Below are 12,092 nucleotides of genomic sequence, written 5' to 3' on the forward strand. Positions count from 1 at the left end.
CAAGGACCTCTTCATCATCTATAAAGCTGCCATCCCAATCTACAAAAGTTACTGTCCAATATACTGGTGTTGGATCTGATATGGTGAATAATGCCGCATCCACTGAATGACCGCCCCCAATACCATCAACACTAATAGTATAATTTCCAGGGGCTAATTCAAATCCGGCAAACTCAAACACAGTCCAATGTGCACTATTCGTGTTACCTATCAATCCCCAACCAGAAGGGCTATAGAATTTAGTACCGACTTTTATTTCCTCAAGAGCAGAGTATTTTATGCTTTTTGTTGATGAATCATCCCCTAAGGTCATAGTTTCTTTTAATTCATGGGTTGATGCTACTGCTACATAAGATGCCGAATCGTCATTCCAGGCATAAATCAGTTTTGTATGTGTATTAGTTGAGTTACCAGTTATATCTAATAATCCTGGTGGTTCTTTGAGCTCATAAACCCCTTCAGCAAAACTTACCCCCATACTCATTATCATTGAAAAAACAATTAAAAATGTCAAAAATCTCGATCTCGTTTTACCCATTACTCTTTCCCCCTTAACCTAGTTTCCTGTTGCCATCATCTTTTTCATCATTGCCAAACCTATGCTTTTTGGTTCTTGATTGTTCTTCCTTGTACCTTGAGATGTCTGTATAGACCATCATAAGGTAATCCCTTTCATCACTATAGAGGCTGACCAGATACCACCGATCCTCTTTCTCCACATAATATTCGAACTTTCTTCTTGTTCTTGGAAGCATATGGTAGTGGAAATTCTTTAATCCCAACACCGGATTCTCCATTTCAATTACCATGCTTGATAGCTTTTCACCTAAAACCCTGTCGGAATTCATCCCAGATGCAAAATAAAAATTATCACTTACCTCCACCAAAACGTAGTCTAAAAATCTGCCTCTTTCATTGATAAGCGCCTTGAATCTTATGAAAAAGTCGTTTTTTGAAGGGTATTCCATACCATCCCCTCCTTCTCTCCAGTAGTTTGTTGCTTGTTAATTCAAATATACCATTGTCCAGTTTTATTTAGCGTTTATACCAGTTTTATTTCAGTTTTATTTCAATTTTATGGATTAATTGGTCAAAAAATATAAGCTCTTGCGAGCTTATTTCGTTGGTAAGGTTTTATTGATTATAAAAATCCAATTTGGTCTTGTTTTCTATAGGTATGAACTTGAATGTCATATCATATTGATTCCCGTTGTTGTCCTTGATGTAATCCTTGATCCTTTTCTCCACAACCTTGATTCCTCCATTTTTCACTTCAGGTAGGAGTATAAGTATCTGGGAGTCATTCCAAAGAGTGTAGATGTCACCCTTTCTAAGGGTGTTCTGAAGAACCTTTGTCATAAGGCTCTGCCACTTTTCAAAGCTTTCCTCCTGCGATTGGTCAAGGGTCACCAGGCTGATGTAGTCATTGTCCTCCTGGTCGTTTCTTCTTCTTCTCTTATGGCTGTTGTACAGAAGCTTGAAGTACTCCGACTCGCATTTCAGCGGTCCGTTCACTCCAGTTTCGTCAAGCTTTCTGCTTATATCCTTAATTGTAAGCTCTCCCTTGTCTGCAGAATAGCTCTGAATCTTTCTTTGCATTTCCCTCATCAGGGAGGTTGTGGTTATTCCCATTTCCTTCTCAAAGGCTACCTGCATAAACTCCAGATGATTGTGGGCATTCTGTATCTTTCCAAGCCTTAGCATGCTCTCGATCAGAAACTTGTGAAGGATTTCCTCGTAGGGCTCAATTGTTATGGCCTTTTCACAAAGCTTTACAATATCTTCATCACGACCCTTCTCGGAACACAGGTCAACCAGCTTCTCAAGGGTCTTCACATAGAGGCGCTTGTAGTAGCTTCGAACCGGTACCAGCCATATCTCATAAGGGTTTTCTGCCAGGTATCCACCTCTGTATAGATCTATGGCCTTGCTGTATGCAAGCATAGCCTGGTCCTGGTCGAACTCCAGCTGCTGGTCCCCTTCCTTGATCCACATCTCCATCTCATCCGTATCAAGAACCACATCATTCCCCACTTCCAGGGTGTAATAGCCATTGCTGAAGGTTATTGTAAGGTAATCATCACCTGGGAGTATGTCCTTGAGAATCTGACGGAGCCTGAATATCTGCCCCCGAATCATGTTCTTGGGGTCCATTGAATCCTGGTCCTGCCATAGGTTTTCAATTATCACCTCGGGAATAAGCTTTTTGTTCTTGAACGTCAAAAAGTACTCAAGAAGCTTGAAAAGCTTGTATGAGCGGCTTGCATCCTGCATTATGGACTTGCCTTCCACCAGCATATCGAAGTCACCAAGTGTTGTAATATACAGCTTCATAATCTCACCCACCCCTATGGTTATTACTATACCCAATTAACGAGTAAATGGTCAAGTTTTTTCATTTTTTGTAAATATTTTTTGGCAATAAATGTGACAGGGGAAGCAATGAACAGTGAATAGTGTACAACGAACAATCGTTATTTGGTGGATAAGCTATGAGGCAGGAGATCCCTCCACTGACGGTCGGGATGACAAATATGAGATATAGCGGGTCACAATTCTCAGATTAAAATTGGTTTGGGTCAGGGTTTGGAATTTAAGACTCTTCGCGGACTCAGAATTATAATAATTAAAAATAACCCAAGAACAATCATTTCTGACTGTTCCTGGGTCCTATCACTAAACCAGATTTCTCTTAACTATCTCATTTACAACAAAGGTTGCAACATCCTCGGCGTAGCTTCCTGACCCGAAGCCTGCATCGTAGCCAAGCTCCTTTGCCAGCTCATGGCTAAGCCTCGGTCCTCCGCATACAAGGACAATCCTGTCCCTGATTCCCTCTGCCTCAAGGAGCTCAACAAGCTCAGTAAGGTTTGGGATGTGGACATCCTTCTGGGTGACAACCTGTGACACTAGAAGTGCGTCCGCCTTCATCTCGATGGCCTTTGCAACAAGCTCCTCGTTTGGAACCTGGCTGCCCAGGTTGTAGGCCTGGATTCCCTCGTATCTTTCAAGTCCGTAGTGTCCGGCGTAGCCCTTCATGTTCATGATGGCATCTATCCCAACAGTGTGGGCATCGGTTCCTGTACAGGCTCCAAGGATCACAACGTCCCTTTTGATGTTGTCCTTGATGTAGTCCTCGATATCATGCTTTTCCATGACATCAACATCCACCTTGGGGACCTCGATTGATGAGTAGTCAACCGTGTGGACTGTTTTTCCGTAGACAACAAAGTAGGTGTAGTCTATACCAAGGTCATGGGAGTAGACAACAGCCGGCTCCTCAAAGCCCATTTTCTTTGCAAGCTGTCTTGCCGCTTCGTTTGCCTCGTCTCCATATGGGACAGGAAGGCTGAAGCTTAGCTGCACGGCTCCGTCGTTCATCGTATCTCCGTATGGCTTGACTTTTGTAAGGTCGACTTTCTGAATTTCACTCATTATCTGTCACCTCCAAGCATCATTTCAATAAATGGATTGAAGTAGCCTGAGTCCTTTCTGGCAATTCCTGCTAGACCCTTTCCTCCGGTTCTCATCCTTCTCACTCCACCGAACTTGCCCTGCTCGATTGTCTGGAAAAGTCCTTCCCTTTCAATCTGCTCCAAAAGCTCGCTTGCCTCATCAAGTACAGCATGGGCTCTCTTCTGGATCACTCCATCCTTCTTGAACTCTATCTCATCGCTGAGGTGTCTTGCGTTGTTGAATACATACTGTGCATTCTCGATTGAAAGGTATCTGTCGTGAAGGTGTGGGGTGTGGATAGCCTCTGTAAGCATCCCAAGAAGCTGGATACCCTGGTCCGTCATTATTGATACCATGTTGAACATTGCATTCTGTACGTGTCCCTTGTATATGTTTCCTGTCATGAACTTTGTAGGTGGCATGTACTTAAGCGGCGCCTTGGGGAATATCTCCCTTGCCATCTGAGCCTGTGCAAGCTCCAAAAGGAAGCCGTCCTCGATTGTTGGCTCCATCTCAAAGGCATGTCCAAGACCCATCTGTTCCTCCGGAAGTCCAGCTTTAAGTGCAAACTGCTCATTTATGAACTGGGATGCAAGCACTGTATGTGCAGCCTCAACCGCATCGTCAGTTGTAAGGTAGTTGTCCTCACCTGTGTTTATTATGATTCCCGCAAAGCCGTTGATGACCCTTGAGAAGTACTGGTCAATAAGGGTTCTCTGCATGTTGATGTCCCTGAAAAGTATTCCGTAAAGGGCATCGTTAAGCATCATGTCCACCCTTTCAATGGCTCCCATGGCGGCTATCTCAGGCATGCAAAGTCCTGAACAGTAGTTTGTCAGCTTGATGTATCTTCCGATTTCCTCTCCAACCTCATCAAGAGCCTCTCTCATGAGCCTGAAGTTCTCCTGGGTTGCATAGGTCCCTCCAAAGCCCTCTGTTGTAGCTCCGTAAGGCACATAATCAAGAAGCGACTGTCCAGTTGTCCTTATTACCGCGATGATATCAGCTCCCTGCTTTGCAGCTGCCTTTGCCTGTACGATATCCTCGTAGATGTTTCCTGTTGCAACGATTACATAAAGATTTGGAGTCTTTGCAGGCCCAAAGTCCGCTATGTAGTCGTCCCTCACCTTCTTGTTGGCAAGTATCTTCTCCACTGTTTCCTCTGCAACGGTGTGGATCACATCCCTGATCTCCTGCTCGTCCTTGGCAGGAAGTCTTGTGATGTCCAACTCTCCTGTGGCAATCTTTTCAGCTATCTCCTGTGGTGAGATCTGGAGGTTAAGCATTGCGTTTCCTATCCAGTATGCCGCTCCCCTTTCAAGTCCGCCTCCCTCGACGATGTTGTCCACAACAACGTTTGGCAGCGGCTTTTCGATTTCATCCACCCCGTCCACTCCAAGAAGCCTCACTACTGTTCTTTCAGTGGATACGGTTGTATGTTCGTCAATGAAGTTTTGTATGTCTTCTGCTATGTTTCTTGCTGAGGCTCTGGATGCCTCAATTTTTTTCAAGTCCAGATTTAATTTTGACAAGGTATCAACTCCTTTCCATACAGTTAATAGTTAAGATCTAAGAGTTAAGAACCAATAACTCCCTAAAATGCAAGTCAGGCTCTTGAGATGTCTCCAAAAGCTCTACATGACATCTATATAATAGCTCCAGGGTCAGAGATCCCTCCATTACAGTCGGGATGACAAACCTCTTAGATATTACTTCTTAACCATTAGTTTTCCTTTAATAAAATATTCTCCGCTATCTTAAGTATCTCAGGTCTTAGTCCCATTATCCTTGCTATGTTAATGGCATCCCTTGGGATTCCTGTGGTTTTGTCCACAACCCTCAGACGGTAGTCCATGTACTTGTTTATGATGCCCATTCCATCCCCTTCGGAGATTTCCTCTGAAAGGGTTTCCACATCAAGCTCTGACAGTCCGACAACCTGCAGGTGCTGGATTCCCTCGATGTCAGCAACGTTGTCGTAGTGGGTTGTGATAAGGGATATTGCCGGCTTGTCCATAAGGTAGATTGCGATGGCCTTTGAGATGGCATAGCCCTCCTCGGGGTTTGTCCCCCTGGCCAGCTCGTCTATAAGGATCAGACCCTGCTCGTCCGACCTTTTCATAGCATCGCTTACAACCTCAACCTCTCCACCGAAGGTTGAAAGCCCACTGTCAGTTGACTGCATGTCCCCGATTGAGGACTTGATGTAGAGGCTAAGCCCCAGCTCCATCTCTTCTGCAGGAACATAGAGTCCGTAGTGGGCCATTGCCGATAACAGCCCCACAAGCTTAAGACTTATGGTCTTTCCCCCCATGTTGGCTCCCGTTATGCAGGCAACACCCTCCTTCAGGTTTATACTGATGGGTGTGAAAAAGAGACCCCTCTCACGAAGAAGGTCCTCGATCTTTGGGTGCCTTCCCCTCTTTATGCTTATGATGTGCTCATCAAGTATCACAGGCTTTGCGGCATCCATATCAATTGCCAATTTTGCCTTTGCAAGCACCAGGTCAAGCTTTCCAACTGCAAGCATGTTTCTGTAAAGCTCACGTCTCCGCTTTCCCACTTCTTTTGAAAGGTCCTCACGGATCCTCATTTCCTCCCGGTCTTCCTTGTCCCGAAGAAGCTCCAAGGTCCTTTCGGCCCTTGACAGGTCGTCGGTTGGAACGATGGTGAACTTAATGTTCAGGTAGGTCTCCGAGAAGTAGGTCAGGTAAGGGTAAGCCTTGATGGTCTTTAGCAGTTCCTTGTTGTCCCTGTTAACCACAACCGTGTTGTCAGGTCTAAGGTCCAGTCCAAGGTCCTCCTTGACCTTGTCCTTTATCCATTTCTTCTCAAGCCTTATTTCCTTGTCTGTTTCCCGCTTGTCCTTCCTTATTGCCCTAAGCTCCTCTGAATATGCATCGTATATATAGAAGGTTGCAATTTTTGTATCCTCCGGGTCAAGAATCCTTTCAAGCTGTGGAATCTTTTCAACCCTTGTCTCGGGGAAATCTGGTATCCCGTACTCATCCAGAAGGTCCTTGAGATGGTGGAGGTTGTAGAGGAAGTTCTTTATTTCAAACAGCTCCACATCTGTGAGGATAAAGCCGTCCATGGCCCTCTTTGTGGATTGCCTCAAATCCTTCATGTGGCTCAGGATGTTGTTGAATTCCCTTCTGATTGTGTTGTTCTTGATGTATGGGATGTAGCTTTCCAGCATGTCCAGCTGGTTTCTGAGGCCCCGTTCCCCGCCCCTCTTGTGGGGCTTCATGCGGCCCTTGAACATTGTTCCATAGGGTGTCAGAACGTTTATCTGATTCATAATGTACTGGAAGTCCACTGCATTCTTTGTGCCCTGATCCATAAACATACTATTCACCTCCCAGCATTATGTCCATTACCGGTATGTCCTTTATATATGTCCTCATTCGGTCCAAGAATTCGTTTGGTTCAAAATAGTAGCCTGCCGGTGCGTAGGGGTTGATTGTAACTCCGATGACATTTATTGGGTGGATGACCTTTATGCTTATCCCCATCCTTAGAAATTGTAGGTAGTCTTTTGGGGGGATAAATATTCTGGTTCCATCTCCAACAACAATGTCAACATCCTTGTACTTTCTGGTGGTCCTTGTAAGGTCCTCAAGGGTTCCCTTCACAAGGGATCCAGGTATCATGAGATACTTGGAATCCGCATCCAGGTACTCCCCAATCTTGTGTCCCGCTCCAAGGGCTGTCTGAAGCTTTATCTCCTCAACCTGTCCACCCTTTGAAACTACAGCCATCCTGTCCTCACTGAGCAGGCCCTCAAGGACCTCCACATCCTCCTCATCCACCTGGGGCAGCGAAAGGATATTCAGTGCATGGAGGGTCTCCTCTAGGACCCTGTTTACGTCCCTTGAGATTACAGCTCCCGTTGATAGGATTGTCCCGTCTGAAATTGTAGGGGCTGCAGAGGACTTTCTGTCCAGGGCTCCGTCTATTATCACAAACTTGGCTCCAAGATCAAGCATGTTCTGGGCCACCTGTCTTATATCCTTAAGACTTTGGGGCCCCGCTATCTGAATGTAGCCTGGGGATCTGACCTTTCCGATTATGACCTCTCCAAGCGGCGTTCGAAAGGGTGTAACCTTCATGATCTCGATGTTTGCATCCCCCATTGCTAGAAGAGCCGTTGTGGTGGCAACAATTGTGTTCTCCTCCGCAAAGATCCTTGGCTTTTCGGTTTCAGTGACCCGGTCAAGGCTTTCACCGTCACGGCCAATGGAGGTGAGTCCAAGCTGGACCCCCTTTTCCATTGCCTCTCCGATCAGGTGGTTGAGGGTTACGGTCTTGCCTGAGTTCTTGCTCATGCCTATTATGGATACTATTCTGTATTTATCTTCTATAAGGCTCAGTAAAGACATGGCGTCTCCCCTTACTTATTGTAGTTTTTGCTTCTTTCGTGTCTTTCAAGGTAGCTTGGCTCAAGGTTCTTGATTTCAGTTCCCTCCATAAGCTCAGCAACTCCTGATGAGGTTGATTTCTTCTTGCCCTGGCATACGTCGCACTGGCACTCCTCCTCAACGTGGTTTGGCTCAGCATAGGTTGTGATTATTCCCTCGTAGTTCCTGAGGACTATCTTCTGAGGTGACTGTGAAATCAGGTACTGTGGCATTACAGGAGTCTTTCCTCCTCCTCCAGGTGCGTCAACAACAAAGGTTGGAACTGCATAGCCTGATGTATGTCCCCTTAGGGCCTCGATTATCTCGATACCCTTTGATACCTTTGTCCTGAAGTGCTCGATTCCCATTGAAAGGTCGCACTGGTAGATGTAGTATGGTCTAACCCTGATTGTTGTTAGCTTCTGTACCAGGTCCTTCATGATGTGTGGACAGTCGTTTATGCCCCTAAGGAGAACAGACTGGTTTCCTAGTGGAATTCCCGCATCTGCAAGCTTTCTGCAGGCTTCGGTTGACTCAGGTGTTATCTCCTTTGGATGGTTGAAGTGTGTGTTCAGCCAGATTGGATGATACTTCTTAAGCATGTTCACTAGGTCATCCGTGATCCTTTGCGGCATAACAACCGGAACCCTAGAACCTATCCTAATGATCTCAACATGTGGGATCTCCCTAAGCTTCTTGATGATGTACTCAAGTCTGTCGTCCCCAACAAGAAGTGCATCTCCACCTGAAAGAAGAACGTCCCTTACCTGTGGTGTGTTTCTGATGTACTCGATTCCCTTGTCGATTCTGTCTATTGGAGCCCCTGAATCGTTCTGTCCTGCAAATCTTCTTCTTGTACAGTGTCTGCAGTACATTGAGCACTGGTCTGTAATAAGGAAAAGAACCCTGTCAGGATATCTGTGTGTAAGTCCTGGAACCGGTGAGTCCGCATCCTCGTGGAGGGGGTCGTCCATGTCCGATTCGCTTATATGTGTTTCCATGATTGTTGGAACCGCCTGCATCCTTACCGGACACTTTGGATTCTCCGGATCCATCAGCGATGCGTAGTATGGAGTGATTCCAACCCTGAATTTCTTAAGTACTTCGCTTATGTCCTTCTCTTCCTGGTCTGAAAGCTTGATTACCTCCCTAAGCTTCTCAACATCGGTAATTCTATTTCTTACCTGCCATTTCCAGTCGTCCCACTCCTCCTGGGTTACGTCTTTCCATAGGGGTATGTCTTTATAGTGTCTCATATGGTTAGCCTCCTTTATTAGTTAAATTCACAGATCACAGTTCTCAATTCACAATGATTTGGGTAAGGTTTTTGGGTCTGAGATCCCTCCACGTTGGTCGGGATGACGTATTGTCATGTCGAGCGTAGTCGAGACATCCCACTTCAGGGTCAAGATTCTTCACTATGTTCAGAATGACAAGATTTGTCATCCTGAGTGAAGCGAAGGATCCTGGACCCTAATATATACCCTAACTGCTTCTTAATTGGAATCTGTTCATTATCTTTTCAATTGTTCATTGTTAGTTGTTAATTGTTAATTGGTATTCCTACGCGTAAAGCTCAGTAAATATCTTCTTCAATTCCTCTGATTCTCTCATAAGGTTAAGTGAGATCGCTGCATGTCCCTTGGTGTATCCGTTTCCAACGATCATGTTAACATCCTTGCCAACTCCCTCTGCTCCAAGTGCTGCCTTTGTGAAGCTTGTTGCCATTGAGAAGAAGTATACTATTCCGTCATCCTTTGTGATAAGGATTGATGACATCTCAGTGTTTGGAATGTTTACTGTGTTGATTACGATATCAGCCATCTCTCCGTCAGTTACAGCTGCAATCTTTTCCATCACCTCAACTGCATTTGTCGCATCCGCAACAACATACTCGTCTGCAAGGTTTGCTGACTTGGCTCTCTCGATAGTCTTCTCCCTGCTTCCTACACAAATTACCTTACCTGTGACCCCTGCTCTTTTCTTTGCCTCGTAAAGGCATAGCATACCTGATTTACCTGTTCCTCCAAGAACAACAACTGTGTCCCCCGGCTTTACAAGCTTAGCAGTCTGAGCTGGAGCTCCAGCTACATCAAGAACTGATAGTGCAAGGTTCTCTGGCATATCCTCTGGAATTATTGAGTAGATTCCTGATTCGAAAAGAATCGCCTTACCCTTGATGTCTACCTGGTCGATATCCTTTCTGATATCTCCGAAGCTGTCTATTCTAAGTGGAGTAAGTGAAAGTGATACAAGTGTTGCAATCTTGTCCCCAACCTTAAGGTCAGTCTTTCCTTCAAGTGCAGGTCCGATCTTCTCAACCACACCAATAAGCATTCCGCCTGATCCGGTTACGGGATTCTGGTGCTTTCCTCTTTCATCAACAATACCCTTCATGATTTTCTTGATTTCCTCTAGGTCTCCTCCAGCCTGTTCTTTGATCTGTGTGAAGCTTGCTGAGTCTACGTTTAATGTTTTTACGTCAATGAGAATCTCGTTGTCGTAAATTTCCATGTCATTGTCAATTTTAAAAGCTGGTTGTGGTAAAACACCCTTTGGCTCAATTACCCTGTGCGTACCGTATGGACTTCCTTTTTTCATATGTACTCCTCCTTTAAACATTTTGCCTATATTTATTGCAAGTTCCATGCCAATGCGGAGTTTGTTAAAAAAATGGCTAATCCCAGGGTTTAGGGGTCTAGAACGTTTTCCAGGGGCAAAAACAACTGCCTGTTTTTCGGCACCAGGTGCAAAAAAGGGCCAGGGAAAGCTCCCCAGCCTCTATAGCTTGTATTTGCTTATCTTGTACTGAAGGGTCTGTCTTGGTATCTGCAAAAGCTCAGATGCGTGGGTTATATTGTCATCAGTCTGCCTTAATGCATCCTGTATCAGGGCCTTTTCAGTTTCCTGCATCACCTTGTTCAGGGCCATCTCCCTTATCTCAATTGGTTTCTGAAGGAGGTTCCTTTTGATCTTTGGAGGGATATGGTCTTCCTGTATCATCTCCATATCATAGAGGCTCATTATTCCTTCAATTAGATGCTCAAGCTCCCGGACATTGCCTTCCCAGGGGTATTCCCTGAATATCCTAAGAACCTCCCCGTCCACCCCCTTGACGGACTTGCCCATCTTCTGGTTGAACTTCTCTATGAAGAAATGGGTCAGCACCTCAATATCATCAAGCCTTTCCCTTAGGGGAGGAATGCTGAAGCTTATTACATTCAGCCTGTAATAAAGGTCCCGCCTCAGCTGCTTGTTCTGGACCGCAACCTCAGGATCCACGTTTGTGGCGGCGATTATCCTCACATCGACGTTCTTTATCTTCGTCCCTCCAACCCTTCTGATGTTGCCATCCTGCAGGACACGAAGGAGCTTTGACTGGAGGTCCAGGGGCATTGAGTTGATCTCATCAAGAAAAAGGGTTCCCCCGTCTGCCAGCTGGAATAGTCCAGGACGGTCCTCCGCTCCTGTAAAGCCCCCCTTGGTGGTTCCGAAGAGGATACCCTCAAGAAGGTTTGATGGAAGGGCTGCACAGTTCTGGGTTATGAAGGGGTTGTGCCTTCTTTTGCTTCCGTTGTGGATTGCATGGACAAAGAGCTCCTTGCCGGTTCCCGTGTCCCCTGAGATAAGGACGGGAACATCAGCCTCTGCAGCCTTCTTGGAAAGGGCCTTGAGCCTTAGTATCTCCCTGTTCTGACCGACAATGTCAAAGAAGGTGAAGTGAGCCGATTCCCTTGAGGGGTTCTTTGTGGTCTTTGTGCTGTAGAGCTGGTCCTGAAGGTCCACAATCTTTTCCGACAGCTCCCTTACCTGGGTGATGTCCTTTGAAATCTCAATTGCTCCAAGGATCTTTCCTCTGCTCTTTATGGGAATGGATGAGTTGATTGTGGTAATCTTCTCCCCCTTGTAGTTTACAAAGGTCTGCTCCTTCCTAAGGATTGGTTCGCCTGTCCTTATTACCGTTAGAAGAGTGCTGGTCTCCTCGTTAAGGGACGGGTATATCTCGATCAGGTGTCTTCCAACCGCCTTTTCAACGTCAACACCGTCGATCTTCTGGGCAAAGGAATTGTAATATACAATTTTCCCCGATGCATCGATTATATGGAGCCCCTCCTCCAGATAATCCAGAACTTCAATCATATTCTCCTTGAAAAAAATATCCTTCATATATATTCCTCCACTATTATGGCGCCTGAAAATCGGCAGTCGATGCCGAAAATCAGGCAGGATTTTTCC

At 45.6% G+C, this 12,092-nt stretch carries 10 protein-coding genes; all 10 read right to left on the bottom strand.

The features are described 5' to 3' along the window. Positions 1 to 538, bottom strand: a 538-nt coding sequence (locus tag ACKVDP_RS09785) for a hypothetical protein (RefSeq protein ID WP_409228654.1), incomplete at its 3' end; no start/stop codon positions are given. Positions 539 to 551: 13 nt separating this feature from the next. Next, entirely contained in the window at positions 552 to 968 is a 417-nt protein-coding gene (locus ACKVDP_RS09790) for a hypothetical protein (RefSeq protein ID WP_409228655.1), read from the bottom strand. A gap of 166 nt (positions 969 to 1,134) precedes the next feature. Beyond that, positions 1,135 to 2,334: a BTAD domain-containing putative transcriptional regulator gene (locus ACKVDP_RS09795; RefSeq protein ID WP_409228656.1), complete on the bottom strand. Its 1,200-nt coding sequence runs from the start codon at positions 2,332 to 2,334 to the stop codon at positions 1,135 to 1,137. 342 nt (positions 2,335 to 2,676) lie between these two features. Then, the gene (gene kamE, locus ACKVDP_RS09800; protein ID WP_409228657.1) at positions 2,677 to 3,435 is read right to left on the bottom strand and encodes a lysine 5,6-aminomutase subunit beta; all 759 of its coding nucleotides are present in this window, start codon (positions 3,433 to 3,435) and stop codon (positions 2,677 to 2,679) included. Continuing rightward, positions 3,435 to 4,988 (bottom strand): lysine 5,6-aminomutase subunit alpha, encoded by a 1,554-nt coding sequence (gene kamD / locus ACKVDP_RS09805; protein WP_409228658.1) that lies wholly within the window; start codon positions 4,986 to 4,988, stop codon positions 3,435 to 3,437. Before kamD ends, kamE begins: the two co-directional genes overlap by 1 nt. 191 nt (positions 4,989 to 5,179) lie before the next feature. Then, positions 5,180 to 6,805, bottom strand: a complete 1,626-nt coding sequence (kamC, locus tag ACKVDP_RS09810) for a lysine 5,6-aminomutase reactivase ATPase KamC (protein ID WP_409228659.1) — start codon at positions 6,803 to 6,805, stop codon at positions 5,180 to 5,182. Between the two features lies 1 nt (position 6,806). Then, on the bottom strand, positions 6,807 to 7,838 hold the full coding sequence (gene kamB / locus ACKVDP_RS09815; RefSeq protein WP_409228660.1) for a lysine 5,6-aminomutase reactivase subunit KamB: 1,032 nt from the start codon (positions 7,836 to 7,838) through the stop codon (positions 6,807 to 6,809). Positions 7,839 to 7,849: 11 nt separating this feature from the next. Then, the gene (kamA, locus tag ACKVDP_RS09820) at positions 7,850 to 9,112 is read right to left on the bottom strand and encodes a lysine 2,3-aminomutase (RefSeq protein WP_409228661.1); all 1,263 of its coding nucleotides are present in this window, start codon (positions 9,110 to 9,112) and stop codon (positions 7,850 to 7,852) included. A 307-nt stretch (positions 9,113 to 9,419) separates the two neighbouring features. Next, positions 9,420 to 10,457, bottom strand: a complete 1,038-nt coding sequence (gene kdd, locus ACKVDP_RS09825; RefSeq protein ID WP_409228663.1) for an L-erythro-3,5-diaminohexanoate dehydrogenase — start codon at positions 10,455 to 10,457, stop codon at positions 9,420 to 9,422. 180 nt (positions 10,458 to 10,637) lie between these two features. Next, positions 10,638 to 12,023, bottom strand: coding sequence for a sigma-54 interaction domain-containing protein (locus tag ACKVDP_RS09830; protein ID WP_409228664.1), 1,386 nt, complete (start codon positions 12,021 to 12,023; stop codon positions 10,638 to 10,640). Positions 12,024 to 12,092 lie beyond the last annotated feature (69 nt).

This window comes from Gudongella ferriphila, assembly GCF_046224405.1.
Lineage (GTDB): Bacteria > Bacillota > Clostridia > Tissierellales > Tissierellaceae > Gudongella.